The organism is Paenibacillus hodogayensis, from assembly GCF_039536325.1.
In the GTDB taxonomy this organism is placed as follows: Bacteria; Bacillota; Bacilli; order Paenibacillales; family NBRC-103111; genus Paenibacillus_AB; species Paenibacillus_AB hodogayensis.
The window spans coordinates 610,536-637,319 of the sequence record NZ_BAAAYO010000001.1; the positions used below are offsets into that span (position 1 = coordinate 610,536).

The 26,784-nt window shown below is 58.5% G+C and carries 23 protein-coding genes; 2 read left to right on the plus strand and 21 right to left on the minus strand.

The features are described 5' to 3' along the window. Positions 1-8: 8 nt before the first annotated feature. From ABD796_RS02370 to ABD796_RS02380, 3 genes are all read right to left on the minus strand, one after another. On the minus strand, positions 9-1,754 hold the full coding sequence (locus tag ABD796_RS02370; RefSeq protein WP_344902240.1) for a class I mannose-6-phosphate isomerase: 1,746 nt from the start codon (positions 1,752-1,754) through the stop codon (positions 9-11). Between the two features lie 238 nt (positions 1,755-1,992). Beyond that, entirely contained in the window at positions 1,993-3,603 is a 1,611-nt protein-coding gene (locus ABD796_RS02375; RefSeq protein ID WP_344902243.1) for an AraC family transcriptional regulator, read from the minus strand. 95 nt (positions 3,604-3,698) lie between these two features. Then, positions 3,699-4,703, minus strand: coding sequence for an ABC transporter substrate-binding protein (locus ABD796_RS02380; protein WP_344902247.1), 1,005 nt, complete (start codon positions 4,701-4,703; stop codon positions 3,699-3,701). Between ABD796_RS02380 and ABD796_RS02385 the strand changes: the two genes are divergently transcribed. Further along, positions 4,603-4,932, plus strand: a complete 330-nt coding sequence (locus tag ABD796_RS02385; RefSeq protein ID WP_344904257.1) for a hypothetical protein — start codon at positions 4,603-4,605, stop codon at positions 4,930-4,932. The two genes, ABD796_RS02380 and ABD796_RS02385, sit on opposite strands and share 101 nt — an antisense overlap. On the opposite strand, the gene ABD796_RS02390 is transcribed toward ABD796_RS02385, so the two are convergent. The 8 genes from ABD796_RS02390 to zwf all read right to left on the minus strand — a co-directional run bounded on the left by ABD796_RS02390 (position 4,929) and on the right by zwf (position 15,290). Next, complete coding sequence (locus ABD796_RS02390; RefSeq protein ID WP_344902250.1) at positions 4,929-5,681, minus strand: YggS family pyridoxal phosphate-dependent enzyme; 753 nt, start codon at positions 5,679-5,681, stop codon at positions 4,929-4,931. The genes ABD796_RS02385 and ABD796_RS02390 overlap by 4 nt on opposite strands. Before the next feature lie 223 nt (positions 5,682-5,904). Continuing rightward, entirely contained in the window at positions 5,905-6,858 is a 954-nt protein-coding gene (locus tag ABD796_RS02395) for an aldo/keto reductase (RefSeq protein ID WP_344902253.1), read from the minus strand. 667 nt (positions 6,859-7,525) lie between these two features. Then, on the minus strand, positions 7,526-7,888 hold the full coding sequence (locus ABD796_RS02400) for a hypothetical protein (RefSeq protein ID WP_344902256.1): 363 nt from the start codon (positions 7,886-7,888) through the stop codon (positions 7,526-7,528). 222 nt (positions 7,889-8,110) lie between these two features. Beyond that, positions 8,111-9,064, minus strand: a complete 954-nt coding sequence (locus tag ABD796_RS02405; protein WP_344902259.1) for an iron-hydroxamate ABC transporter substrate-binding protein — start codon at positions 9,062-9,064, stop codon at positions 8,111-8,113. A 131-nt stretch (positions 9,065-9,195) separates the two neighbouring features. After that, on the minus strand, positions 9,196-10,851 hold the full coding sequence (locus ABD796_RS02410; protein WP_344902262.1) for a helix-turn-helix domain-containing protein: 1,656 nt from the start codon (positions 10,849-10,851) through the stop codon (positions 9,196-9,198). A 228-nt stretch (positions 10,852-11,079) separates the two neighbouring features. Next, complete coding sequence (fsa, locus tag ABD796_RS02415) at positions 11,080-11,748, minus strand: fructose-6-phosphate aldolase (RefSeq protein WP_344902265.1); 669 nt, start codon at positions 11,746-11,748, stop codon at positions 11,080-11,082. A gap of 37 nt (positions 11,749-11,785) precedes the next feature. After that, a complete protein-coding gene (tkt, locus tag ABD796_RS02420) occupies positions 11,786-13,774 on the minus strand; it encodes a transketolase (RefSeq protein WP_344904170.1) in 1,989 nt (662 codons plus the stop codon). Further along, positions 13,758-15,290, minus strand: a complete 1,533-nt coding sequence (zwf, locus tag ABD796_RS02425; RefSeq protein WP_344902268.1) for a glucose-6-phosphate dehydrogenase — start codon at positions 15,288-15,290, stop codon at positions 13,758-13,760. Before zwf ends, tkt begins: the two co-directional genes overlap by 17 nt. A 212-nt stretch (positions 15,291-15,502) precedes the next feature. Between zwf and ABD796_RS02430 the strand changes: the two genes are divergently transcribed. Further along, positions 15,503-16,387, plus strand: coding sequence for a LysR family transcriptional regulator (locus tag ABD796_RS02430; RefSeq protein ID WP_344904172.1), 885 nt, complete (start codon positions 15,503-15,505; stop codon positions 16,385-16,387). 17 nt (positions 16,388-16,404) lie between these two features. Here ABD796_RS02430 and ABD796_RS02435 read toward each other — a convergent pair whose 3' ends face one another. From ABD796_RS02435 to ABD796_RS02480, 10 genes are all read right to left on the minus strand, one after another. After that, the gene (locus ABD796_RS02435; protein WP_344902271.1) at positions 16,405-17,361 is read right to left on the minus strand and encodes a polysaccharide deacetylase family protein; all 957 of its coding nucleotides are present in this window, start codon (positions 17,359-17,361) and stop codon (positions 16,405-16,407) included. 106 nt (positions 17,362-17,467) lie between these two features. After that, positions 17,468-18,160 carry a creatininase family protein gene (locus tag ABD796_RS02440; RefSeq protein ID WP_344902274.1) on the minus strand — a complete coding sequence of 231 codons (693 nt, stop codon included), beginning with the start codon at positions 18,158-18,160 and terminating at the stop codon, positions 17,468-17,470. A 46-nt stretch (positions 18,161-18,206) separates the two neighbouring features. Then, complete coding sequence (locus ABD796_RS02445) at positions 18,207-19,532, minus strand: FAD-dependent oxidoreductase (protein ID WP_344902277.1); 1,326 nt, start codon at positions 19,530-19,532, stop codon at positions 18,207-18,209. 52 nt (positions 19,533-19,584) lie between these two features. Continuing rightward, a complete protein-coding gene (locus ABD796_RS02450; protein WP_344902280.1) occupies positions 19,585-20,352 on the minus strand; it encodes a sugar isomerase domain-containing protein in 768 nt (255 codons plus the stop codon). Between the two features lie 139 nt (positions 20,353-20,491). Then, the gene (locus ABD796_RS02455) at positions 20,492-21,265 is read right to left on the minus strand and encodes an SDR family NAD(P)-dependent oxidoreductase (protein WP_344902283.1); all 774 of its coding nucleotides are present in this window, start codon (positions 21,263-21,265) and stop codon (positions 20,492-20,494) included. A gap of 78 nt (positions 21,266-21,343) precedes the next feature. Further along, on the minus strand, positions 21,344-22,087 hold the full coding sequence (locus tag ABD796_RS02460; protein WP_344902287.1) for a GntR family transcriptional regulator: 744 nt from the start codon (positions 22,085-22,087) through the stop codon (positions 21,344-21,346). Positions 22,088-22,114: 27 nt separating this feature from the next. After that, on the minus strand, positions 22,115-23,635 hold the full coding sequence (locus tag ABD796_RS02465) for a xylulokinase (protein ID WP_344902291.1): 1,521 nt from the start codon (positions 23,633-23,635) through the stop codon (positions 22,115-22,117). 44 nt (positions 23,636-23,679) lie between these two features. Beyond that, positions 23,680-24,477 (minus strand): alpha/beta hydrolase, encoded by a 798-nt coding sequence (locus tag ABD796_RS02470; RefSeq protein WP_344902294.1) that lies wholly within the window; start codon positions 24,475-24,477, stop codon positions 23,680-23,682. 47 nt (positions 24,478-24,524) lie between these two features. Beyond that, positions 24,525-25,784 carry a hypothetical protein gene (locus ABD796_RS02475; RefSeq protein ID WP_344902297.1) on the minus strand — a complete coding sequence of 420 codons (1,260 nt, stop codon included), beginning with the start codon at positions 25,782-25,784 and terminating at the stop codon, positions 24,525-24,527. A 21-nt stretch (positions 25,785-25,805) separates the two neighbouring features. Beyond that, entirely contained in the window at positions 25,806-26,768 is a 963-nt protein-coding gene (locus tag ABD796_RS02480; protein WP_344902300.1) for a carbohydrate ABC transporter permease, read from the minus strand. Between the last annotated feature and the right edge of the window lie 16 nt (positions 26,769-26,784).

A 26,784-nucleotide genomic window follows, 5' to 3' on the forward strand; every position in this document is an offset into this window, starting at 1 on the left:
CTTCCGGCCTAAGCGCGCACGTAGGCCTTAATGGTCGCCAGCTTGGAATCCGCTGCCGGCTGCGCCGGTCTGATCGTATACGCGCCGACCGATGCCGGGACGATGAACGTTTCCGCATAGCGGACCGTGAACGGCTCGAACGCCTCGTCCGGGCTTTCGACGATCGCCTCCTCGCCTTCCACCAGATTGAGCATATGGAACCGGCCTCCGGTATGATGCGGAACGGTCCCGGTAAACCAGTGACGCCGGGTTTCGATAAATTCCAGCTCGTGCAGGCCGGTCCTTTCTTCCTTCCAGCCTTCGCCTTCTCCGACCGGCTCCGCGCGCGCAACCAGATTTTGCTCCACCCAGGAGCTTGTGCGGTCCCATTGGATGTTGCGGCGGCCATGCTCCAGATGGATCGGCCGGGGTTTGCCGTCCAAGCCCAGCCGGTCCCAATCCCATAGCTTGAAGGTGAAAATATATGGCGTCGCGCTGATCTCGAGCACCATGCCGTTGCAGCCGGAGCAGTGAACGGTCCCGGCGGGGATGAGGAAATGATCGTGCTTGCGCGCCGGGTACACATTCACATAGTGCTCGGCCGGGAAGGAGAAGCCGCCCTGCTGGGCTTTCTCCAGATCGTTCAGCATCGCTTCGCTATCGACGCCTTCCTTGAGCCCCAAATATACGGTTGCCTCATCGCCGACATCGAGCATGTAATAGCTTTCGTCCTGGGTGTATGCCATCCCGAACGTTTCCCGGATGTACGCCGTCAGCGGATGCACCTGGAGACTGAGCGGCTGGCCGCCCATCGTATCCAGAAAGTCGAAGCGGATCGGGAACTCCGCCCCGAACCGGGCGTATACTTGCTCGCCCAGCAGCTCCTCCGGGCGGAACAGCACCAGATTGATCGCCGGCATTTCAAGGCGAGAAGCGCCGATGCGGAAATAGAGGCTATTCTCCTCCGGTACTCCGTCGAATCCCCAAGCGTACGGGTTGCTTCTAGGCTCGAGACCGATTTTTTCCTCCAGCCACCGTCCGCCCCACACCCCGGGATCGAAATAAGGCACCAGCCGGAAAGGCCGGTACGCCGCTTGATCGAGACAAGCGAACAAGGAGGCGGCCGTAATCAGGTTCGGCTCGTCTTTGCGGTTCGTATCCAGGTAGAAGTCCGCGTCCGGCAGAAGCGCCCGCTTGAGCCGGTCCGCCATTCGCCATTCGATGAAAAATCCTCTTTTGTATTTCCGCAAAATATCTTCCTCGCGGTTGTCCGCCAGCCAGTTGCCCAGTTCGCCGCTTCTATAGCGCAGCTGGATCTCCCACCGGGCCAAATCGGCGTACACGAGCACATCGCCCCGCGTCACCAGCGAGGCGCCGAAGCCGATGATGACGACTAGACCTTCGCGAATCGCCTCCACCTTCGCCCGGATCGCCTCCAGTTTGGCCGGATCATAGCATTGGGCCAGCTCCAGCGGGGACATATACCCGAACACCCGGTCTTCCGTCAAATAAGGGGCCAGCAAAGCTTCCAGAGGCTCCTTGCCGAGCGAGGCCTCTTCCGCATGGAAGAGATGGCCGATCATCAAAGTGCTCTGCAGCCCCTGTACGATTTCCTCGATCCGCACGCCGGGGTAGCATTCGACGGTCAGTATCGCCTTGGCTTTGCCGGCCAGCCTGGCGGCCATTTCCTGCCCGATGGCGGCGTACCCGCTCCATAAGTTGTGGCCTTCGCCCGATATCCGGATTTCCGGTTCTTTGTTATAGGTCGACTGCATGTGATCCTCCCTGTTCTATTTTGTTATCTTTTGTTATTATAGTAACATCATCTATCAAAAGTGTACACCCATTATTTTTTCTCCTGCTGGTTCTCTTCGGATAACCGGCGGCATTGGCTGGCTTGGCACATCCGCTTCACCTTTGTGCCTGAGCGCGTTTGCCGTTTCGCATGCCAAAAAAACCTTCGCCCCGGAGCACGGCAAAGGTTTTCGCTTGGTTGTAGTGGCTATGTGTCCTTCAAGCCAGCACTCGCAGGACGTCGTCGATTTTTTGGCTATGGGAGAGCACGCCGTAGTTCATCCATGTCAGAAAGTCGACCTCGTACACATGTCGGTTCCGAACAGCCGGAAGCGCCCGCCATTCCGCGGAGTCGAGCACCTTTCTTTCTTCCCCTTCATAGGAAGAATGGCGTTTGTCGAACGTAATGAACAGATGATCCGCGTCCAGCCGGGAAAGCCACTCCGGGGTTATATTCGCTTTGCGCGACTCGCCCGTCAGCTGCCGGACGAGCGGATGAGGCTCCAAGCCCAAATCCTTGTACAGGACGGGCCCCGTATAGCCGTGCTCCGGACCTGCATACAGGCTGCTCCCGAGCGCCGAGAACCTCAGGCAGGCGACCGTCTTTCCGCGGACGGAGCGCCCCAGCGCGGCTCTCGCTTCTCCCGCTTTCTGCTCGTACTTCGCAATTACGTCCGGTACGCTGCCCTTCCTCCCGAGCAGGTCCGCCAGCGTACGAAGCGTAGAGCGCCAATCCTCTCCCCGGTGCAGCATATTGTACGTCGGTGCGAGCCTTCCCCACCGATCGGGGGATAACCATCGCTCCATGCCCCCGTCCAAAATAATAAAGTCGGGCTCGCGTCCGGACATGTCTTCGATCGTATCGGCCGCCAGATCGAACACCGGAACGTGCTGCAATCCCAAATATTCCTGCTTCCCCCACAGGGCGTGGGAACACTGCAGGACGGGTGTAATGCCGAGCGCCACCAGGAAGTCCTCCAAGAACGGGGCGAACACTCGAATGCCTTCGCGGTGATTGCGCCGATACTGCCCGGGCGATATGCCGACCGTCTGCTTGAAACGGCGGCTGAAATAATATTCATTGCTGAAGCCGACATGATGGGAAATATCGAACAGCCGGTCATCCGTCATCAGAAGCAGCTGCTTCGCCCGGTCGATCCGCATGCCGTTCAAATAATCGAGAGGGTTCAATCCGGTTATTTCCTTGAACGTGCGCGTATAGTGCCACCGGGTCATATGGGCTGCCGCCGCCAGTTGGTCTACGGTCCAGGAATCCTGGTACCGTTCGCCGAGCTGCTCGATCGACTGCTCCACCGCTTTGCGGATATTCCCTCCGGCCTGGACGGAGCTATGCTGCAGGAACAAAAACCGCAGCAGCTCCTGGAAGCGCACATGCCGATCGAAAGCGGTCATCTCGTCTTCCGCATCGCGGAGGCGGTAGATCGCTTCCACATAATCGATGCATTGCGAGAATGGCTGGCATTGCATGTCCCCGTGGCAAGGCGGCGCTTCGGACAGCGCCTTGTACGAACCTATCTCTGCCGTCTCCCACACCGCGAACGTCATTCGGTAAAAGCTCAAGCCGTCCGCATCCGCCTTCATGCCGGCCGCCTCCGCGGGCGCAAGCAGGAAGCATTTGCCCTTCTCCAGATGAAATCCCGTTCCGCCCACAGTCAGCTTGCCGCTTCCGCCGGTGACGACGATCAGACAGCAATCGTCCCCGCCGCTATATTCGTTCTGCCAGGAAGCCGGTTGAACATGGAGCGTGATCTGTTTCATGACGTACAGCCGGTTTGGCCGTACGGTATTCGCTGTCGTCGTTTCGTTCATATTCATATCCCCAAATGATAATAGTTCTCATTTTCATTATAAACAAAAAAAGAAAGCTCATCAACCGCAGCTGAGAAGCTTTCCTTCGATTTGTTTTATTTGACGAACCATTTCAACAGGTCGTCCATCTTCTTCATATTCGCCGTAATCGCGCCGGATTGCCAGTAGGTGCGGTCCGCCACGTACACATGCTCCTTCTTGACCGCCGGCAGCGATTTCCATAGCCGGTTTTCCAACACTTTAAGCGCCTCCTGGTTTTCCTTCGAGGTCCAGGTCCCGTTAGACGGGAAAATAATAATATGCTCGGCGTCCAGCTCCGGTATTTTTTCCTCCGAAAGAACGGCTTGGGACTCCTTCATATCCCGGGCAAACGGGTGCGGCGTCAAGCCCAGTTCTTTATAAATATTGCCGGTATACCGGTTCTCGATACCGAACAAAGCCAGCGTCTTGTCTCCGACGTTCAAGCGGACGACCGCTACCGTCTGGCCTCCGACAGCCTTGTTCAGCTTCTCCTTCACGTCGGCGACCTTCTTGTTGTACTGGTCCAATACGCTCGCGCCTTTCTCCGGCTGACCGGTCAGATCCGCGATCGTCTTCAGGATTTCGGGCGGGTTTTGCAAAATGCTTTCCGGCATCCTGTATGTCGGCGCAATTTTCGAATACAGCTCGTATTTCGCTTTGTCGACAGCGCCGTCGACGATGATCAGATCGGGGCTTGCTTGCAGCAGCGCTTCCAAGCTGCCCGTAATGTCGAACGTGGGAACGTCCAGGTTCAAATAGTCCTGTTTGCCCCAGCTCGGATGGTACCATTGCACAATCGGCTTAACCCCGAGAGCAACCAGATAGTCCTCCAGATAAATGCCTGCAATGCGTTTCGGATTTACCGGAATTTCGACTTCGCCGAACTCGTCTTTCACTTTTCTCGTTTTCGCCGGTTCGCTCGCTTTTTCGGTGGGGCCGGACGGCTTGTCTTTTGGATCCGCGGCGGCTTGCGGCGCGTTGTCTGTTTTTGGCGCCATCGTGCCGCATCCGGCCAAACCGATAAAAACTACTAACGCTGTAATCATGAATACGGACATCTTACGAACTGACCCTGCCATCGTTCAATCCACTCCTAATCATAACAATGATTCTCATTCTCATTTTCTAATAAAAATTGTAACCCACCCGAACCGATTCTCACAATACACATCCGGTATCGTTTTTTTATACAAACTTGCTGTTGCCGGAAGCGGCTGGAAGCTGCACGAGGCGATATCAGGCTTCGCCAAAGTCGACGAAGCCTCGATTGAGCGGGATATTTACCGCTTGGGGGAAATCACGCCTTAATCGCCGATCGTGTAGCCCAGCGTTTCATTCCAGTAGTAGTCGTCCGCTACGTAACGCTCGCCGAATATGCGGGTCCCGACTCTGATAAGGGTCGCTCCTTCCTCGATGGCGATAGGAAAATCGCCGGACATGCCCATGGAAAGTACGTTCATCTCGACGCCAGCAATATGCTGCCCGGCTGCCTGCGCTTGAATTCGCTTCAATAACCGAAAGCAGGCTCGGGTCTCGTCCTGGCTTGCGTTCCATTTTCCGATCGTCATCAGCCCTTTGATACGCAAAGTGTCCAGCCGGGACAACTGTTCGATCAGCTCCAAAGCCGATTCCGGCGAAACGCCGAATTTGCTTTCCTCGTAGGACGTATTGACCTGGACGAGAATATCCATCGCTTTGTTTTCTTTCTCCAGCTGCTGATGCAGCGCCTGTCCCAACTTCAGACGATCGACGGAATGAACGCAGGTCGCGTATTTGACGACATCCTTCACTTTATTGGTCTGAAGATGGCCGATAAAATGCCATTCCGCTTGCTTGTATTCCTGCAGGAGCGGATATTTGTCGCGAAGCTCCTGCACTTTATTTTCCCCGAACAACGTTTCTCCCGCCTGAAGGGCCAGCCGGAGTTTTTCCGAGGAGACGGTTTTGGTCGCCAGCAGCAATTGGACATCCTCATGGCTGCGGCCTGACGTCTGGCAAGCATGCTCCATCTGCCGGCGTACGGCAGCAAGATTTTGTTCGATAAGAGACGGGCTCATCGGATCGTTCTCCTCCTTCTGTGATTGCTCTTTACTTTATCGTTTATTGGATGTCGTTAAAACATCCAATTGAAACGTTTCGAGCAATCCAAAATGCAAAACCCGACTCTTCGCCTCCCTGCCGAACAAGACCGCGGACACGGCAAAAACCCCGCCGGACGGATTCCGGCAGGGTTGGTTTTCTCTTTGTACGCGACTGGGCAACCGCTAGCAGAATGCAGCTTTAGTAACGGGAACCGAACACGATATTTTTGGGCGCTATGTGCTCGATCTGCTCCAGATCGTTCCGGGTCAGAACAACGTCCAGCGCTCCCGCATTTTCCTCCAGATACGTTCTGCGCTTGGTGCCCGGAATCGGCACGATGTCGTCGCCTTGCGCTAACAGCCAAGCCAAGGCCAACTGCGAAGGCCGGCACTCCTTCTCGGCGGCAAGCTCCTTGATCTTCCGGACCAGCTCGAGGTTTTTATTGAAATTGTCTCCCTGGAACCGCGGGGAGTTCCGGCGGTAATCGTCCTCGGCCAAGTCCTCGAACCGTTGAATTTGACCGGTCAAAAACCCGCGGCCCAGCGGGCTGTAGGGGACAAAGCCGATTCCGAGCTCGCGGCAGACCGGCAAAATCTCCTCCTCCACGTCGCGGTCCCATAGCGAATATTCGGTTTGCAGAGCGGTGACGGGGTGTACGGCATGCGCGCGCCGGATCGTCTCGGCCGGAGCTTCGGACAAACCGATATAGCGCACCTTGCCCTCGCGCACCAGCTCGGCCATCGCGCCGACGGTTTCTTCGATCGGCGTATTCGGATCGACCCGGTGCTGGTAGTACAAGTCGATATGATCGACGCCCAGACGCTTCAGGCTGGCCTCGCAGGAAGCTTTCACATATTCGGGACGGCCGTTGATCTGCCTTTGCCCCGCTTCGTCGAAGCCGATGGCGAATTTGGTGGCCAGCACGACCTCGTTGCGGCGCTCCTTCAGAACCTGGCTTAACAGCAGCTCATTTTGACCCCGGCCGTACATATCCGACGTATCCCAAAACGTAATGCCGAGCTCCAACGCCCGGTGAAGGGTGCGAATCGATTCCTGCTCATCCCGTCCGCTGTAAAAATCGGACATGCCCATGCAGCCCAGTCCCAGCGCGGACACTTCGAGGCCGCCATTGCCCAGCTTTCTTGTTTTCAACAAGCTTCCCGCCTTTCGGAGCGATTCGCGAACCCCGCGCACGGCACATTTCGCAACGGGGCACACGTCCGGATTTGAACGATACAAGTTGTATTATACTCCCATTCACCCACTGCCGACAGTAGTGTACTTGTACAGGTACTTTTAGTACCAGGATAACGGGAAATTCGGGTGAAGCGAATATAGCCCCCGTTTGCCCGTAAGCGAACAATATCCGGAGAACATCCTGACGAATATACGACGCTTGGTTTTTTCAAGCTATGGCTTGCTCGCGATCAATTTCCGCAAATTTTATGTTGAAATTCTTCAATCCAACGTGGGGCAGCCGCCAACGACCGCTCCGTTTTGGGAAGGATCGACTTTTTCTCAAATCGAGCCTGCCATGGCTTTTCAATTCGGAATTCCCATATTATTAGTCAGAGAGAGAGGAACTGACGTCAGTAATGGAATTTGGGCTGGAGGAATCACGCCTCTCAACATATTTATTGATTGGGATTCCGATAACCAATCCGTAGACGATTTCTTTAACAGTATTCAATGGAGAGAGGTCTTTGCAAATTGGACCGCAGAGGTAAGGGGGAACTATTTGTTTCGAACGGAGCCCCAGTTCAATCAACATTAATTAGGCTTCTGCGGGTGCAACTGAACTACCAACCACAAAACCATGCTATAGCGAAAAATCGGAAACACCCTTTTTATAGGCATATTTCAACGTATAGGTTTCTTCTTTTCCATAGGGCATTGTAGCCATTTTTATACGAGTATAATCAAGCCTGCTTTCTCTTAACACTCTTTTTACCAAGGCTATACTCCGTTCTTCTTCCGTAATGACGCAAAATATAGTAAGCGCATATTTTTTCGGGTCGGAAATGCACTTGCCCATATCAAAGCCATCCACACAGCCTAAGTTAGCATCTGACAGAGATAGGTCCAGGCATTCCATTACTTTATCTTTTAACCAGTGGTCACGTTGGCTTCCTTTTACACTTTTCAGAGGATATTGTACCGCTAACCAAAATTTTTCACTCATTCAAACTCACCAGCCAATGTCATAGTTAATAGAAGATGACCCAACATATAAAATTATAGCAAAAAAACTTTGTAAAAAGGTGTGCTTATTCAGCATAACAAAAGCCCCAACCTCATGCGGTTGGGGTTCTACGTATGGGTGGAGGCGAGAGGAACTGAACTCAACGCCGTCGCCCTCGATCATTTCATGCACGTTACCGTCAATATTTATTGGAACAATCGTTTACTTGCCCATAAAGCTTTTGATGAAAAAGTCCAGCTGGTATTCCAGGCTCAATGGGTCTCTGAAGTAAAACGTTTTGGCATCCACCTCGAACACCCGGTTGTTTTTGACGGCGGGAATGCTCTTGTATACTTCCGAGCTTTGGAACGAGCTGTCCTCGTCCACGTTTTTGCTGAAAATGACGTAATCGGCAAAATAATCGTTCAGCACTTCGGTCGATATAGCCGCAAAGCTGTCCTTTTTCGTCGCTTCCTGCACTTTCTCCGGCATGCCGAGCTTAAACTCGTTGTACAAAATTTCAGTTCCGCGTCCGAAGTTGTATCCATAGACATACAGCTTCTTATTAAACGTCTCGATGACCGATACCGTGGCATCGTTGCCGATCTTCGCCTTGATTTCCGCTCCGGCTTTTTGCGCCCGCGCCCGGAAATCGTCAACCCAGGCTTTCGCTTCCTTTTCTTTGTTCAACAGTTTGCCGATTTCCAACTGCTGCGTCAAGTAGTCGACTTGCCCGTACGTAAACGTGACGGTCGGGGCGATTTTTTTGAACATATCGATATTTTTAATGCCCGACAGCCCGATAATCAGGTCCGGCTGCAGCTCGAGAATCTTTTCGAGGCTTTCCGTGGAAATAGTCTCCACGTTCTTTAATTTGTCCGCAAACCTCGGATTGCTTTTGGACATATCGTCCACGCCGACCAAAGGCACATCAAGCGCCATCACGTTGCCTGTTAAAAATCGGGTTAGCACGACCACGCGCTTCGGATTAGCCGGAACCTCGATGGGTCCCTCCTCCGACTGGTAGATCACCGTACCGGATTTGCCCGAAGTTTTGCTCGACGAAGACTCGGGGGACGCCCCCTCGCTCTTGCCGGCGTTGTTACTCGTTTGATTGCCGCAGGCACTTACCAGAAAAACGATACACAGAATGACCGGAATAAACAGCTTGTTCATAAGACAACTCTCTCCCTTTTATACGGCTATGCTTTGCATACTGATTATGAAAATCATTCGCAATTACATAACCTATTATAGGCATCTCTAATCAGCCAAACCATGCCTTTTTGTTGGGAAAGAGCTTTGGACTATTGATGGGCTGTCAATAAAGCTACGGCGCGGTGCAGCTGCAGCCGGATGGATACCGGGTTGTACGGAATCCATTCATCCCGGTCGAGCCTATGCACGCAGCTTCGTTTCACGGCGGGAAGCGCCAGCCAGTCGGGGGATTGAAAGACGGCTTCGGCATGCGCGTCGGAGCCCTTCTCGTCGGGATATACGATGACCAGCAAACGATCCCCGGCATAATCGGCCAGCTCCGACCGCTCGATGGGGATGGAATGAAATTGGTCCGCAAGCTTGCGGATATGCCGCTCGATCATGGCCGGCGGCTGCAGCCCCAACGACTGATATACCACATATCCGACATTGCGCGCTCCGTAAACGAACATTTTTTCCGGCTTCATAACCAGGATCGTCACAATGTCCTCGGCCACTGCGCTTTGCCGGACCCGAAGACGCGCTTCCGCCTCCTCCCGCTCGAATACGGCCAGCCATTGCTCCGCCCTTTCGGTGCGCTTAACGGCTTTGGCGATCAGACGCAGATGCTCTTTCCAACCCATTTCCATCCAGCCTATTTCCAGGATGGGCGCAACCGCTCTCAGCTGACCGGGATTCAATCCACATCGGTGCAAATGCTCCTTGGCGGCAATAATCAGCTCGGTCCGGTTGTCAAGCAGCACGGCATTGACCTGCTGAGCCGAGCACTCCGTACTGACGAAGACCATCGATTGCGGCTGCTCCAGCTCGTCCGTAGCGATGTATTCGTTGCTTTCCGCAATGGTGACGACCGGCTCCACGCCGAGCAGAAGCAAATGGCTCGTATATGGGTTCAGCAGCACGGTCACGCGCTGAGAAGAACCGCTATTGTAGGCAGAAGGCGAAGCTCCGGTCTGCTGCTTGAAGCGGCGGCTCAAGTAAAATTCGTCCTTGTAGCCCACCTTCAGCGCAATTTCCCGGAGCGTGCCCGAACCGCTCATCAACAGCTCTATAGCCCGGTGTACGCGCAGCCGCGACAAGTATTCGTTGGGAGAAAAGCCGGTAACCCGCTTAAACGCTATCGAATAATGCGACGGGCTCATGCCGGCCATCTCGGCCAGCTGCTCCCGGGTTATTTTATCGCTATAGTGATTTTCCAGGTAAGCGATGCTGCGTTCCATGGACGGCTGCTCGCCGGCGGGGTATTTGACCTCCTGCTGCTCCAGCAGTTGAAAAATAATGTGGTGAAACAAAATGAGATTTTGAACATGCCTGACCTCGCGAGCCGGCAGCCGGTGAAGATACAACTCCTCCACGTCGGCTACGATTGCAGGAGCGTATGGAATGAACCGGACAGCCGTGCCGGACGCGACCTCGCTTCTGCGGATCATGGCTTCTGCCGGCATCGAAAGCGCCTGCTCTTGAGCGGCAATCGAAAGCTTGTAGGCGTGAAGCGGCCAAGACGGGTCAGCGAGCAAAGCGGCCTGGCTATGCGCCGGGAGAACCATCACGCTCCCTTCAACGACGTCGTAGGCTTGTTCGTCGATCCTGAGCGTCCCTTTGCCGCCGGCGACCGCAATCAGCACGGTAAAGCTCTCGTCTATGGGGGTGATCGGCATATTCGAGGTGCCATACAGCGAATGAATGCCGACAACCGTATATAAAGGAAAGCGAGATTCGACCCACTCCGAGACGACGTTGTTCACAGCCGAGCCTCCGTTCTACGTTCCGTTAAAAAGAACCGCTTGCGGCTCTTTAGCCTCATTGTAAGCGATTCGGGGCCGGTTATGAAGTATAAACCATATCCATCAAGCGGAGCCCCTAGTTCGGCGCTTCCTAACACGACCGGTCACGCAAAAAAACACCCGGCGGGACGGAGCATGAACGAAGAACGCTCATGACCGTCCGCAGGGTGTTTTCGGTGTCATCGCTTATTAAGCCTGGGTCGTTTTTTTCCAGTCGGCGGCGAATTTCTCCATTCCTTGATCGGTCAAAGGATGCTTGGAGATTTGTTCGATGACCGAGAACGGAATCGTCGCGATATGCGCGCCGGCCATCGCAACCCGGGTCACGTGATCCGGATGACGGACGGAGGCGGCAATAATTTGCGCGTCCAGGTTATGCGTACGGAACAATTCGGCGACTTTGACGATCAGCTGCACGCCGTCTTCCGAAATGTCGTCCAGACGTCCCAGGAACGGCGAGACGTAGGTGGCGCCTGCACGGGCGGCCAACAGCGCCTGGTTTACAGTGAAAATGAGCGTGACATTCGTTTTCACGCCTTTTTTGTTCAAATACCGGCAAGCCTCCAAGCCTTCCAGCGTCATTGGCAGCTTGATGGTAATGTTTTTGTCATTATTGTTGATCTTGATCAGTTCGTTCGCTTGGGCGATCATCTCTTCGGCCGTAAGCGCATCGGGCGTCACTTCCGCCGACACGGACTCCACTTCGGGCACTTCCCGCAAAATCTCCGCGATCCGGTCTTCGAACTTGACGCCTTCCTTGGCGACCAAAGACGGGTTCGTCGTTACGCCGGACAAGATGCCGATCTTATACGCTTTTTTGATTTGCTCCACGTTGGCCGTATCGATAAAAAACTTCACAGGTCCTTACCTCCGCTTTTTTAATGGATGTTTGCCGTTACTTCAACAGTTCTTTCGCCAGACGGACGACATGGTCCGCGGAGAAGCCAAAGTATTCCATGACCTCTCCGCCCGGGCCGGATGCGCCGAACGTGTCGATCGACAGCACTTTGCCGTCCGCTCCCGCGTAACGTTCCCAGCCGAGCGAGATGCCCGCTTCGATCGCCACCCGCTTCGTTACGGAAGCCGGAAGAACGGCTTGCTTGTAGGCTTCGGGCTGACGGTCGAACAGCTCCCGGCTCGGCATGGCGACGACGCGCACCGAGCGGTTATCCCGTTCCAGCTCCGCCTTGGCGCTCACGGCCAGCGATACTTCCGACCCGGTTGCGATCAGAATCACGTCCGGCTTGTCGTCGGTTTCCACGAGAACGTAAGCGCCTTTGGCCACCTTCTCGACATTGCCCTTCGTCGCCTCGTATACGGGCAGGTTTTGCCGGCTCAGCACCAGCGCTACCGGACCTTCGCTCTGCTGCAAGGCGTACGCCCAGGCGCTCGCCGTTTCATTCGCGTCTGTCGGCCGGATGACCGTAAGACCCGGAATCGTGCGCAGCGCAGCCAGATGCTCGACAGGCTCGTGCGTAGGTCCGTCCTCCCCGACGGCGATCGAATCGTGGGTAAAGACGTAGATGACCGGCAGCTTTTGCAGCGCAGCGAGACGAATCGACGGGCGCAAATAGTCGCTGAAGACGAAGAACGTGCTTACGAACGGCTTGACGCCCCCGTGCAGAGCCATGCCGTTGCCGGCCGCTCCCATCGCATGCTCGCGCACGCCGAAGTAGACGTTGCGTCCTGCATAGGATTCGACGGCAAATGTCTGCTCTCCTGCTATATCCGTCATCGTGGAATGCGATAAATCCGCGCTGCCCCCGAACAGGGACGGAACGAGCTTCACGAAGTGATTGATCGCCTGGCCGCTTGCGACGCGGGTCGATAAGGCTTTGGACGGGTCGAACGAGAGAGTGTCGGCCGCGTCCAGCAGAACGGAGCCGCCGATCGCCTGCTCGAGTTCCCCTCCAAGCTGCGGATGCTGCGCCTTGTAAGCCGCAAACAGCTTGTTCCATTCCTCTTCCTTGGCTTCGCCCTGCTGCTTGAGCTGTCCGAAGTGCGCCTTCACTTCTTCCGGAACGGTGAACTCTTCTTCATGCGGCCAGCCGTATACCGCCTTGGTCGCCTTTGCCTCTTCCTTTCCGAGCGGGGCGCCGTGCGCTTTGTTCGTTCCGGCGACCTTGCTGCCGTAGCCGATAATCGTGCGCACTTCAATAAGCGTAGGCTGCGAGTCGTGGTTCTTGGCCGCTTTGATCGCTTCGGCGATCCGCGCCACGTCGTTGCCGTCCTCGACCCGAATATAGTGCCAGTTGGCCGACTCCGCCCGTTTCTGGATATGTTCACCGAAGCTCAGGTTCAGATCGCCGTCCAGCGAAATATCGTTCGAATCGTACAGGACGATCAGCTTGCCGAGCTTCATATGGCCCGCCATCGACATCGCCTCGTAAGAAATGCCTTCCATCAGGCAGCCGTCCCCGACAAGCGCGTACGTGAAATGGTCCACGACCGGATAGCCGTCCTGGTTGAACTTCGCCGCCAGATGCGCTTCGGCCATCGCCATCCCAACCGCCATCGCAACCCCTTGGCCCAATGGGCCTGTCGTGGCATCGACCCCATCCGTATGACCGAATTCGGGATGCCCCGGCGTCTTGCTGTTCAGCTTGCGGAACTGCTTCAGATCGTCCAGCGACACTTGGTATCCCGACAAATGCAGCAAACTGTACAGCAAAGCGGAGCCGTGACCGGCGGACAGCACGAAGCGGTCGCGGTTGAACCAGCGGGCGTTGCCCGGATTATGGTTCAGCAGCTTGGCCCAGAGGGCGTACGCCATCGGAGCAGCGCCCATCGGAAGTCCGGGATGGCCGGAATTGGCGCTGTTGATGGCGTCGATGGACAAGGTGCGGATCGTATCGATCGCTAATTGATCAATGGTTTGCGTGATAGGCATACTGGTTTCCTTCCTTCATCTCGATTTCTTGTTCGTTTCGGGAATCGGACCACCACCGGTGGCCGTTCTCCGCAAGCAGCGCGTCGGACTCGGCGGGGCCTTCGGAGCCGGCCGCATACAGACGCAGCGGAACGAGGTTGTCCGCGAACGCCTCCAAAATCGGCTGAACCCACGCCCAGGACCATTCGACTTCGTCCCAATGGGCAAAAAACGTGGCGTCTCCGCGCAGCGCGTCACCAATCAAATTCTCGTAGGCTTCGGGAACGTCGTCCGGGTTCGCCTGAAGATCGATGCGGATCGGCTCCGACGCTGCGGAACGCCGCGGGTCGTTCGCTTTGGAACGCAGCGTAATGCCTTCTTCGGGACCGATGTCCACGACAAGCAGATCGTGCGCGGCGCCTTCGTCCTCAGCCGTGGGCAAAGGCTGTCCCGGCAGCCGCTCGAACTCCACGACGATACGCGTGGATTTACCGCTCATCCGCTTGCCTGTGCGGATGTAAAAAGGAACGCCGCGCCAGAACGGATCGTCGAGCAGCAGTCTTGCGGCGATAAACGTGTCGTTCGCCGACTCCGCGTCGATGCCCGGCTCGGCCGTATAGCCGACTACCGGCGTTCCCTGAACGGTTCCCGCCGCGTACTGCCCGCGGACGACGTGGGCCTTTGCCTCCTCTTTGGTCAACGGCCGGAGCGCCTGCACGGCCTTCTTCTTCCGGACGCCGGCCTTCTCGTCGGCCTGCCCGGCGGGAAGGTGGGCCGCCAGCATCATCAGCAGCTGAAGCATATGGTTCTGGAACATATCCCGGATGGCGCCCGAGTGATCGTAATAGCCCGCTCTTTCTTCGACGCCGACGGTTTCGGCGGCCGTAATCTGCACGCTGGCGATGCGGCGGCCCGTCCATAGCGCCTGGAAGGCCGGATGGCTGCGGGGCAGCGCTTCGAGCTTCTGCACCATAGGCTTGCCGAGGTAATGGTCGATGCGGAATATTTCATGCTCCGCGAACGCTTGGTTCAGCTTCCGGTTTAAATCCCGGGCGGACGGCAAATCCCTGCCGAACGGCTTCTCGATCACCAGCCGCTTCCAGCCGTCGGCGGAGCCAAGCCCGCTTTCCTGAATGTTCGCTGCGATCGGCTCGAAAAATTCCGGTCCCACCGACAAATAGAACAGACGGTTCGGCGTTAGACGAAGCTCCTGTTCCCGGCTTTCGATCATATCCAGCAGCTTGCGGTAATCGTCTTTGCGGCCGACATCCAGCACGCAGTAACGGAATGCATCCAAAAACCGCTCCACGGCCGCGGCATCGTCCTGCACCTTCCGTCTGGAAAACGTGCGGATCGATCGCTCGACGTTGCCCCGGAAGGTCTCGTCCGACAGCTCTCTTCGTCCAAGCCCGATCAGGGCGAACGATGGCGGCAGCTTCCCGTCGAGAAACAAATTATACAAGGCAGGGTAAATTTTGCGTTTGGCCAAATCCCCTGTCGCTCCAAATAAGACAAATGTGGTCGGCTCCATATCCCATACTCCTTCCGGCAGCTCTCTACGCCCGTCGGGCGGCAGCGGCGGCAACGCATCCGCACTCCCGTCCGCAGGCTCCGGTACCCGTCGCAAGCCGCGAACGCTTCGCGTCTGACAGCATACTGGTTTCTTCGTCGTATTTCTACTATAATACGAATACCCCCTATGCAAGTAATTAATATATTTGACAGGAGCTATAGACCATGTCTATGGGTAACAATTACGAGCTGTACAAGGTATTCTATTGGGCCGCGAAGACAGGCAGCCTGAGTCAGGCGGCCAAGGCGCTGTTTCTCACCCAACCGAGCGTCAGCCATGCCATCAAGCAGTTGGAGGACCGGTTCGGCTTCCCTTTGTTTTACCGCAACCCCAAGGGCGTCTCGTTGACGCAGGAGGGGACCATCCTGTATTCCTATATCGAGCAATCCCACATTCTCATCACGTTGGCCGAAGAGAAAATGGCTGCGCTTAAAAACTTGGACAGCGGAGAACTGCGCATCGGCGGAAGCGATTCGCTGTTCAAGCATTATTTGCTGCCTTTTCTGGAGGAGTTTCATGAGCGGCATCCCGGCGTCCGGCTGCACCTGAACCATGGGACGACGCCGGAGGTCATCGCTTTTTTGAAGGAGGGGCAGATCGATCTCGGCGTCGTTCGCATGCCAATCGTCGATCCGCAGCTTGAGGTAAGGGAGAGCATTCAGCTGCAGGATTGCTTTGTGGCGGGGCCCCATTATGCCGCGCTCCAGGGCGAGGCGCTGTCGCTCGACAGGCTGCTCGGCTACCCGATCATTCTGTTCTCGCGCAACAGCCGGGCGCGCATGGCGATTACGGAGCTATTTCAAAGCTACGGCTACAGCCTCAAGCCCGAGATCGAGGTCGGGAGCGTAGATTTGCTGATCGAATTTGCGCGGAGAGGACTGGGCATTTCGTATGTAACCCGGGAGTTTGTCACGAAGGAGCTGGAGGACGGCTCGCTGTTCGAGATTCGTCTCGACGTGCAGCTGCCGCCCTCTCACGTGGGGATTATGACGATGCGCAATATGCCGCTATCCAGCGCGGCGCACCGGTTTATCGAACTGACATGGAAGCCGTGAACGGCGGCAACAGGCGGTCATACGCCTCGTTGGCGGTCGCGGAGGTCTCTCCACTTGATCAGCCGAATGCCTTCGGATCGAATGACGTCTTGAACCTCTTCGTCCCGGAATACGTCCCATTCGTACCGCCGCAGCTGCCACGTATCCAGCACGGCCTTCGTTTCCGCCGTATCTGCGGCTGGATGACAGATGAGTTCGGTGACGCCGGGACGAAGCTGCCGAAGCGTATCGATGACCGCGCGTTTGGTATGTTCGTAACCCACCTGTTCCATCTGCTGCGGATAATAAGGCAGAATAATCATCCGGTCGGGCAGCGCCACCCCTTTGTTCTCCGCCATGCGTACGATCTCGGCCGGGTCGATCTGGGCCATCATCGCCCGCTGCTCGTCCTGCAGCACTTTCGGAAAACGAAACGGCAGCCCGAAGGCCGCGCACAGGTCAAACACGATGTCCATAAAATGCCTTCCCGTATACAAGCCGAGCAGACTGCACAGATGGTCGTCGACATGGGTCACGTCGATGCCGCGGGCTAGCGCCCATTCGAGCTGCGCGGCGATCTCGGCGCGAATCTGATCGGGATCGGCCCGCTCCACCTGCCGGCTGTCCGCGGGAAAACGGCCGTATTCGTTCACGAGCGAATTCGTCGAGCCCGCACGGTGCACCGGTCCCCAATTGTAGTAGACCCCGCTTGTAAAGGTTAGATGGACGCCGAAGTCAAAATCGATGTTCGGATGCCGCGCAGCGATTCGCACCGCATCCAGCGCCCACGGACAAGGAATCATCAATGACGTCGAGGTAATAAACCGACCGGTCATCAGATCGCCGATCGCCTCGTTCGCCCCGTGCAGCATGCCGAAATCGTCCGCAGTCACAATCAATTGCCGTTCCCCGCCCGACTGCTCGAGCCCATTATTCGTTTCGTTCAAACCGTCCACCTCCGGCGTCATCCAGCGGGCTTCGCCCAGCTTCAACAATCAAGTGTATCCGTTCATTCTAAAGATAGGCTAATCCGAATCTTAAGATTACCTAAAAAAAACGGCGGGGCGCTTGGCCCCGCCGAAAGTCGGCATCGTCTTACGTTCAAGCGCGGTCCCGGATCGCCTCCTCCACTTTCTCCGACAACGCGCGAACGACCCGTTCCCGGACCCGCTCCCCTTCTGCGGGGTCGGCAAGGCTCGGGAAGCCGTTGATGCCGCCCGATTCCGGCTGGAGGCGGTAGCGGGAATGGACCATGTGCCACGGCTTGCGGAAGGCGAAGTCCCGGACCCGGTCCATATAGACGGGTGAGCCGACAGCCATCGCCGCCTCCGTCTCGCCTTTGTCCGCATGGTGGATACCGGCAATGCCGGCTTCGGTCCACCAATTCCAGCACGCCGGCTTGAAGTCCGGGTACGTCTCCCACACGGCGTAAAAGCCCAGCTCGCAGGGGGCCTTGTTGGCCCCGTGCCCGCTTACGTAAATTTGCTTGCGAAACCCGTGGAAGCAAAACATCATCGACAAGTCTCTGACGATACGGGACAGCGTGTCCGCGGAAACCCCTACCGTTCCCGGATATTCCTTCATCGCGTCGGCAAAGCCGTAATGGATTGCCGGAGCCAGCACCGCCCCCGTCGCCTCTGCCAAGCGGCGCGCGAAATAAATCGCCGTATCGTTGTCGAGACCGAGCGTCAGGTGGGGCCCATGCGCCTCCACGAGCCCGATCGGGATGAGGACCGGCAAGTTCCGGTCGACGTCCGCCAGCTCCTCGTTCGTCAGCTTCGCCCATTCGATCATGTACGTTCGCTCCTTTCGCACCCCAAGCTGTGCTCCATGATTCCCTTCATTCCGTGCCGTCCCGGGATTGCCAATCGTACAAAATCGCTCCCGTATCGACGAGACGCTGCTGCACCTGTCCGATATCGACATGCCGCGGCAGCGCGTCCCGGCCGGCCGCGATCGCGGCGGCGACTCCGGCCGCCTGTCCCATGGCCATGCATTGGGCCATGCTGCGGCAGGACGCGTGCGCCTCATGCGTGGCGGAGAAGCAGCGGCCCGCTACGAGCAGCCCTTCCGCCTGCTGCGGCACGAGCGAACGGAACGGAATATCGTAGGCCGCTCCTTCCGGAAGAAACTCCCAATGCGTGTCGTTGCCGCCATGATGATCCTCGATCGGCGCCCCGCATTGCCCGATCGTATCGCCAAACTTGCGGACCGCGGTCACGTCTTCCTTCGTCAACCGGTACTCGCCATAGATGCGGCGGGTTTCGCGGACGCCGATCTGCGTGCTCAGCGCCACGAGTCTCGCCTGCTCGTACCCCGGCACTTCGTTGACCAGAAACCGGACGTACTCCCGCACCTGTCTACGCCCCTCGATTTCCGCGGCGGTCAGCGACACCGGGTCGCACGGGTCGTAGCCGTCGAGCCGGGTCATGATCGCCAGCATCACGCCGGCCACCGGAGTGGCATGAATCGACCCTTCCTCGCGCGGGAGATGGTAGCGGCCGCTGCGGTTCGCTTCCTTCATCATTTCCACGAGCCGCTTGCGCGGCACCTGCTTCGCCCGCTCGCCGTCGACGTTGGCCAGACGGAACGTCGTCGTCAGCGTCTGCGCCGCACTCCCCTCTCCGGCGCGTTCGAACGGAACGCCCGCCCGAAAGGCCACGTCGGCGTCGCCGGAGCAATCGATGACGACGTCTGCGTCGATCCGCATCAGCCCTCGTTTCCCGTCCGTCACGATGCCGGCCACTTTGTTGCCGTCCATGACGACATCAGTGCAGAACGAATGGTACAGCAGCTGCACGCCCGCTTCCGTTGCCAAATCCTCCCACACCCATTTGAGCGTCTCCGGGTCGTAGGTAATGCCCGTGCCCGCTCCGAACGTATTGGGCCGTTCGAAGGCGGCCTTTTCGGCGTACAGCCGGCGCAGCATATCGTCCGGCACGCCGCCCACTACTTTGCGAGCCGCCCGCCCGGGCGTATAGAAGCCGTAAAACGTATCGAGCACGCCCGTGCTCGTGCCGCCCAAAAATCCGTAGCGCTCCACAAGCGTGACGCGCTTGCCTTCCCGGGCCGCGGCAATGGCCGCCGTAACGCCCGCCGATCCGGAGCCGACGACCGCGATATCGGTCCTGTGCAGCAGCGGCACGCTCGGAATATGAATCAGCATGGTGGAATCTCCCTTCTTTTCTTCGAATGACGCGCGTCCGTTTCCCTTACGATTACCGCGTTTTGCGGAAGCGGCGCTTCGTCTCGCTGTAGTAGGCGTCGATCGTCTCGTCGACGCTGGTATCGCCCTTAAAGTGCATACTCGGCAAAATAAGCGGCTTGCAGCCCCGCTCAACGAGCTTCTCCGCCGTCAGCGCGTTCAACGTTTGCACGATCGTAACCGCGGCAAGCGTCGAGCCCGGGGAGACGGGAGCGTCGCAGCCGTCCAGATGAATCATCGCGTCGCCGGGCGGGGTGCAGTTGTCGATCGTCACGTCGGCGATTTCGCTGAGCCGCTTGCCGGAGCTGTGGCGCGATTCCGTGGAGGATTGATGGGCGACGGACGTCACGGCTATAACCGGGATACCGCGTTTTTTGGCGCCGTAGGCCATCTCAATCACGACTTGATTAATGCCCGTGCTGGAAAAGCAAACCATAACGTCATGAGGGCCGAAGTCGTAGTTGGAAAGGATCTTTTCCGCGAACCCTTCCAATTGCTCCAAATATTGATTTTGCCGCAGCCCGTTCGGGCCGACCACGTTGGCGTAATAGGTCAGCGACAGCTCGAGCAGCGGATGAAAACCGACGATGCTGCCGATCCGGGGAAACGTTTCGTACACCGCGATCGCGGAATGCCCGTTGCCGTACAGATGAACGAGCCCGTCATTGGCGATCGCATTCGCGTACAGCTCGGCCGCTTTGTGCAACGACTCCGTTTGCGTCGTCTCGATTCGGTCGATCAGCTTCTTCGCTTCCTCGATAAACCGCAGTTGTTGAACCATAATCAAACACACGCTCCTTCGTCGATAGGAATAAATCGTTATATCGTTATAATGTTTGATGCCGAAAAAAAACGGTCGAACGGGCTTACGGCCGACAGCCTTCCGCGGCTAGAACGGAAGCCTTGGCGGCTTGCCGGCGCTACTGCATCGTCCAGCCTCCATCCACGGCCAGCACCTGCCCGGTGACGAAAGCCGATTCGTCCGAAGCGAAATAGACGGCCGCGCGGGCGACGTCTTCCGGACGTCCCAGCTCGCCGAGCGGCTGCATCCGCCGGACGAATTCCAGCGCGGCGGCGTCTTGCCGCACTTTGCCCGTAGCCGGCGATTCGATCAGCCCGGGGGCGATGACGTTGCAGCGGATGCCGTGCTTGGCGTAATAGGCCGCGATCGAGCGGGAAAGCCCGATAATGCCGGCCTTGCTCGCCTGGTAGGCATGGCTCGTAAAATGCTCCTGGCAGCCGACAAGACCGAGGACGGAGGAAACGTTGACGATCGCGCCGCCCCCGCCCTGCCCGGTCATCAGGTTGACGGCGTGTCTGGAGCACAGAAACGTGCCCCTCAGATTGACTCCGACGATTTCATCCCACGCCTCCGGCAAACATTCCCCGACAGGACCGTCGCCGCGGGAACGGCCGGTAATGCCCGCATTGTTGACGAGAATATCGAGTCTCCGAAATCGTTCCTTGATCTGGCGGAAGCCGTCCTCGACCTGCCCGCGATCGGCGATATCGATGACGATCCGATGCGCCTTGCCGCCGGCAGCGGCGATCGCCCCGACCGTCCTCTCCGCCCCGTCAGGATCGCGGTCGATGACGATCACTTCCGCTCCTTGCACGGCGAATTCCACGGCGATGCCGCGTCCGAGTCCGCTGCCGGCCCCGGTGACGGCGGCGATTTTCCCTTGCAGTCTCATCGCTGCTCCCCCCTTCTTGTATGCAAAACCACTCCCATGCCGCTTACCGGCTGCACGACTGCACGGCTGAACGGCCGTTCAACGGGTAGCGGCGTCCCCCGCATACAGCATGATCTGATACCGGTACCGGTCGGCCCGCGAAGTCAGATGCACGACCTCGAACGGCACGCTGTCGGGCAAATACGACAACCGGGTGACGAACAGCACCGGCGACCACGCCTGGATGCGCAGCAGCTCGGCCTCGTGCTCCGTCGCTTCGCGCGCCTCGACGGTTTCCTGCGCTTTGGCGATGCGAATGCCGTAGTCGCGGGCCAGCGTCTCATAGAAAGACTCGCCCTGCAGTCCTTTCTCCGCGAATCCCCCAAGCAGCGTTTCTTTGACGTAATTGATCATGATGCACATCGGCTCCCCGCTGGCGTAACGCACCCGCTTGATGCGGACCGTCCGTTCGCCCGGACGGAGCTGAAGCAGCGCGCCGATCTTCTTCGGCGGGTCGACTACGACGATCTCGGCGTGCACGGTGTGCGGCACGAAGCCCCGTTCCTTCATCTGCTCGGTCCAGCTCGTGATCGACGTCAGCTGATGGGTAATTTTCGGGCTGCGGACGAACGTCCCCCGCCCTTGCTTGCGCTCGACCAGCCCTTCGTCCGCAAGGGCGTTCATCGCCAGCCGGACGGTCATCCGGCTGACTCCGAACCGCTGCTCGAGCTCGGGCTCCGTGGGCAGCGCATCGCCTTCGACATAGTGATCCTCGATCATTTTGACGAGCGCTTCGGTCAGCTGGTGGTAGAGCGGAACCGGGCTGTTTTTATCGAGCGGCATGGCGCCGCCTCCTTTCTGCAAAACCGGCTACGAGGTTCGTTGCATGGCGGGAAAGAGCTCCTTCACCCTGTTGTACAGCTCGATATAGACGGCATGGTGATCGTCATACATCGCCTTTGCCGCAGCGGAGGGCTCGTAGGCCACTTCGTCCGTCAGCAAAGCGGACAACGACTCGGACCAATCGATGCCCGCCAGCCGGTTCATGAGCAGCAGGGCGTTTCCGAGCGGCGCGCCGACAGCCCCTTTCCGCGATCCCGCCACCGTCACGCCGCAGCCGGTCACGTCGGCGATCGCCTGGCACCAGAGACGGCTTCCCGTCGGGCCTCCAACCGCCTTCAGCCGGTCTACCGGGCCGACCGAGCGGCGGGCAAAGTCCAGATTGTGCCGGATCGCGTGCGCCGTTCCCTCCATGACGGCACGAGCCATGTGCGCCCGGGTATGCTCCAGCTTCAAGCCGAAGAAGACCCCTGCCGCCCGTTCGTCCAAAACCGGATGCAGCTCGCCGGACAAATAAGGGAGAAACAGCAGCCCGCCCGCGCCGGGAGGCGTACCGGCGCATTCGTCCTCCAGCCGGTCGTGCACCGTCCGGCCCGGTTCGGGACGGTCCTGCAGCAGATCGCCGCACCATTCGCGAATAAACCACTGCATGCCCGCGCCGACGCTGCTCATCGACCCGCAGAGCAGATGGCAGCCTTCGACGACGTGCGGAAATCCGAGCAACTCCGTGCGGACGGCGAACCGGTCCGTGCACACGCCGACGACGCCCTGGGTGCCGAGCGAGACGAACGCCATCCCCGGCTTCGTTACGCCGAGCGAAAGCGCGGCCGAGGACGTATCCTCGCCTCCGGCGATGACCGGTATGCCGGCGGGCAGCCCGGTTTCGGAAGAGGCTGCGGCGGATACGGTGCCGACGATGTCCGCACAGCCGGTGATTTCCGGATATTTGTCCCTGTCCAGCCCGATCGCCTCAACAACCCGATCGCTCCATCCGGCTCCGGTCAGACGGTCGTAAGCCATCGCGATGCCTCCGTCGGAAACGTTCATGACGGTCCGGCCGGTCAACCAGCGCACCATATAGCTCGTCGGGGATAAAAACGCCGGCATCGTTCGATAATGGGCCGCTTCCGTCTCTTTCAGCCACAGCAGCTTCGGCTCGAAGTTGAAGGCTCCCACGCCGTTGCCGTTGATGCACGCGACGACGTCTCCCGCGCTTTGCCGGATTCGCTCCGTCTGAGCCTTGCAGCGCGTATCCAGCGAGCTGATCGCCGGCCGCAGCGGCCGTCCCAGCCCGTCGGTGACTACGAGCGCGCAGCCGTGTCCGCTTATGGCCACGCCGGCGATGCTTCCCGGATCGATGCCTTCCGAGCGGAATCGGGAGATAAGAAGCCCGACGGCGTTTTGCCAATCGTACGGATTCTGCTCCACCCCGCCGTTGCCGAGCACGTCGAGCTGATACGGGACGGATCCTTCCGCGGCGATCCGCAGATCGTCGGATACGAGTACGGCTTTCGCATTCGTCGTGCCGATATCGATGCCCAAGTAAAGCAAAGCCTCGCCTCCTTTGCGACTGTAAGATCCGACAGTGAAACCATTCAGCTTGTCGAGGCGGAATCGATCGGCAGCCAGTCGATGACGCGGGCGATTTGCCGGTCCCAATACGCCCAATTGTGCGACTCCTTCTCTTCGTCGTACGCGAGCGGCAGCCCGAGCCGCCGGGCGTGCGCGGCAAACCGTTCATTGTGCTCGTACAGGAAATCGGCGGTGCCGCAGCACTGGTACAAGAGCGGCACCGGCCCGCCCGAAGCGGCAGCCCGGTCGGCCAGATGAAGCAGATCGTTCGGGCTGCCGGCGAGCGCATTCAGGTCGCCGAAAATGTTCACGAACTCGCGCCACTGCGGGTCTGCGCGGTAAGCGATATCGAGCACGCCGGACAAGCTGGCCGCCGCCGCGAACCGGTCGGGATAGGCGAGCGCCAGCTTGAACGCGCCGTATCCGCCCATCGAATTGCCGGCGACGAAGCAATCCTCCCGACGGCCGGAGAGCGGGAACAGCGACTGCGCGACGTACGGCAGTTCCCGGCCGACGAACGTCCAGTAATCGTGCCCCCGGTCCATATTCGCATAGAAGCTGCGCCCGGCGTTCGGCATGACGACGGCGACTCCCACGGCGTTCGCGTATTCCTCCACCCGGGTCCGTCTGAGCCAGCTCGTATGATCGTCGCCAAGGCCGTGCAGCAGGTACAGCGTCGGCAGCTTGCCTTCCGGCAATGTTCGCTCGCTATCGCCGCTCTGTCCCGGCTGCCGGACATAGCGGCGGTTCGGCACGATAACGAGCATCGTGCTATGAGTCCCGAGCGTATCGGACCAGAAGTTGCATTCGATCAACGCCATCCTTCGTCACTCCTTCTCTCTCCGTTTCGAATCCCGGACAGCTTGCGTCAGCGGCCTGCCAGCACCGGCGCAAGCGCCGCGTGCGTCTCCTTCACCGCTTCGGCGAACTCACTCCACAGCTCGTCTTTGCGGTCGTACAGCCCGTAATTGCCGATCAGACCTTGACGGTCCCAGAAATCGTACAGCGCGAACCAATGCGTGCCGAGCATGAACGGCATGCGGGCGGCTTGCGTCACGAAGTCGCGGTAGCTTTCCCCGCGGCGCTTCTGGTCGCGCACATGGGCAAGCTGCGCTCCGTTCGTGATCAGGTCGAAGCCCGCGCTGGAGCCGGCGCTGAAGCTGAATTCGGTAATGATCACCGGCTTGCCGGTGATCCGATGTGCCCGGGCGATCCACGCCTCGGGCAGCTCGAAGCAGTAATAGTTGAGCGACAGCGCATCGACATACGGCTTCATCGCCTCCAGCACGACATCCGGCGTGCTCGTGCCAACCATGCGGCAGCCGAGCAGCAGATGGTTGCCGTCGTACTGGCGCAAAATGTCCGTCGTCGTCCGGAAGTACGTCTCGGCAATCCGTCGCAGAAAGCCCAGCTTGTCGTCGCCGTAAGCCGGCTCCGCCGCCCGGTATTCCCGCAGCCACAGCAGCTCCTCGAACGTGTCGTACTCCGCGTTCCACGCTGCGTTCAGCCGGCCGATGTCGCCGTACCGCTCGCGCAAATAATCGATCCAGGCCCGCTTGCCGGGGGCGTTCGCCGGAAGGTGGATGTAGTCCTCTACGAGATTCGTCCCGTTCGTCGCCGACCCGGGGTCGTCCTGCCCCCAATGTCCGCCGGTGCCCCACCAGTGCAGCTCGTTGTCGGTGTACACCCCGATGACCGAACGGTCGTCGACAAGCGACGCCCCGCTGGCGTGGTACGTATCCGCCATGGCGCTGTGCGCCGAAGCGGCAAAGCTCGGGTCGAACACGTCGGGAAACCCATAGCCGCCCCAGCCGTTATTGACCCGGTTCGCTTTTTGCGAGCAGCGGATCTCAATCGTTTTCGGCACCTTGCTGTTCCAGTAATAGCGGGAATGCCACGCCCCCAGCGTATTGAAGCCCAGCTCCTTCACCCCGTCGAGCTTGGCGCCCGCCCAGCGGCCGAACCAGCCGACTCCTCCGTACCGGTCCATCAAGTACGCCTCCATCGGCTCCCCGAGGTCGTAGTTGAAGCAATTGACGCCGAGCGAATAAAACGGTCGGCCGTCGCCGTCCTCCAGCGTCCAGCGGCCGTCCCCGGCCCGTTGTCCAATTCGGTAAAATCCGTTCATCCCGATCCCTCTTTCCCGCGATCAGCCGATCAAGCCGGTGCGCTCGACGCTTTCCACGAAGTAATTTTGCACGAATAAGTACAGCACGATGAGCGGCAGCATCATGAACAGCACCGCGACATCCTTCAAAAGCGACAAATGGAACGGATCGACGCCCAATAAATTCGCGTCGCCGGTCAGCAGCTTTTTCAAATACGGGTCGAGCATCGCCATCTTGTTGGACAGCAGCCCGGTTTCGCCCATATACATGCCGGAAAAAAACGTATCGTTCCATTGCCAGACGAAGGTGAACAGCATGACGGTCACAAGCGCCGGCACCGCATTGGGCAGCGCGATCCGCACGAACGTGCGCACGACGCCCGCGCCGTCGACGAACGCCGCCTCCTCCAGCTCCTTGGGCAAGCCGCGGAAAAACTGGCGGAATATATAAATGAACAGCCCCGACTTCACTCCCATGCCGGTCAGCGACGACAGGACGAGCGGCCAATACGTATTGATCAGCGGGATGCCGTCGCGCCCCGTCAGCAGCGTCACCAGATTGAAGATGTCGAAGCTTTTGAACTGCATATACAGCGGAACCATGATCGTCTGCGGAGGAACGAGAATCGTGAATACCGCGCAGACGAATAGAAATTCGCTGCCCCTGAACCGCAGTCTGGCGAAGGCGTAGCCGGCCAGCGCGCAGACGGCCGTCTGCGCCACCATGACGCAGCCCGACAGCAGCGCCGTATTCAGCGTCGTCCGGCCGTAATCGAGCACGTTCCAGACGACCTTCACGTTCGCCAGCGTCACGTGAACGGGAATCCAGACGATGTTCGGATTGTACAGATCGGCCGGGTCTTTGAACGTTTCGGCCAGCTTCTGCAGAATCGGGTGCAGGATGACGAAGGACAAGCCGATGACGAGAACGGCGCGGACGAACACCCAGACTCCGTGCTTCAGACGGTCCGATACGAGCTGCATGCGATACCGATGCGCATTCATCGCCTCTCTCCTTTGC

What these genes read in the sequence shown, in the direction of transcription:
- ABD796_RS02370 (WP_344902240.1), bottom strand. Translation starts at nt 1,754, where the DNA reads ATGCAGTCGACCTATAACAAAGAACCGGAAATCCGGATATCGGGCGAA.
- ABD796_RS02375 (WP_344902243.1), bottom strand. Translation starts at nt 3,603, where the DNA reads ATGAACGAAACGACGACAGCGAATACCGTACGGCCAAACCGGCTGTAC.
- ABD796_RS02380 (WP_344902247.1), bottom strand. Translation starts at nt 4,703, where the DNA reads ATGGCAGGGTCAGTTCGTAAGATGTCCGTATTCATGATTACAGCGTTA.
- ABD796_RS02390 (WP_344902250.1), bottom strand. Translation starts at nt 5,681, where the DNA reads ATGAGCCCGTCTCTTATCGAACAAAATCTTGCTGCCGTACGCCGGCAG.
- ABD796_RS02400 (WP_344902256.1), bottom strand. Translation starts at nt 7,888, where the DNA reads ATGAGTGAAAAATTTTGGTTAGCGGTACAATATCCTCTGAAAAGTGTA.
- ABD796_RS02405 (WP_344902259.1), bottom strand. Translation starts at nt 9,064, where the DNA reads ATGAACAAGCTGTTTATTCCGGTCATTCTGTGTATCGTTTTTCTGGTA.
- zwf (WP_344902268.1), bottom strand. Translation starts at nt 15,290, where the DNA reads ATGGAGCCGACCACATTTGTCTTATTTGGAGCGACAGGGGATTTGGCC.
- ABD796_RS02430 (WP_344904172.1), top strand. Translation starts at nt 15,503, where the DNA reads ATGGGTAACAATTACGAGCTGTACAAGGTATTCTATTGGGCCGCGAAG.
- ABD796_RS02440 (WP_344902274.1), bottom strand. Translation starts at nt 18,160, where the DNA reads ATGATCGAATGGGCGAAGCTGACGAACGAGGAGCTGGCGGACGTCGAC.
- ABD796_RS02445 (WP_344902277.1), bottom strand. Translation starts at nt 19,532, where the DNA reads ATGCTGATTCATATTCCGAGCGTGCCGCTGCTGCACAGGACCGATATC.
- ABD796_RS02450 (WP_344902280.1), bottom strand. Translation starts at nt 20,352, where the DNA reads ATGGTTCAACAACTGCGGTTTATCGAGGAAGCGAAGAAGCTGATCGAC.
- ABD796_RS02455 (WP_344902283.1), bottom strand. Translation starts at nt 21,265, where the DNA reads ATGAGACTGCAAGGGAAAATCGCCGCCGTCACCGGGGCCGGCAGCGGA.
- ABD796_RS02460 (WP_344902287.1), bottom strand. Translation starts at nt 22,087, where the DNA reads ATGCCGCTCGATAAAAACAGCCCGGTTCCGCTCTACCACCAGCTGACC.
- ABD796_RS02470 (WP_344902294.1), bottom strand. Translation starts at nt 24,477, where the DNA reads ATGGCGTTGATCGAATGCAACTTCTGGTCCGATACGCTCGGGACTCAT.
- ABD796_RS02475 (WP_344902297.1), bottom strand. Translation starts at nt 25,784, where the DNA reads ATGAACGGATTTTACCGAATTGGACAACGGGCCGGGGACGGCCGCTGG.
- ABD796_RS02480 (WP_344902300.1), bottom strand. Translation starts at nt 26,768, where the DNA reads ATGAATGCGCATCGGTATCGCATGCAGCTCGTATCGGACCGTCTGAAG.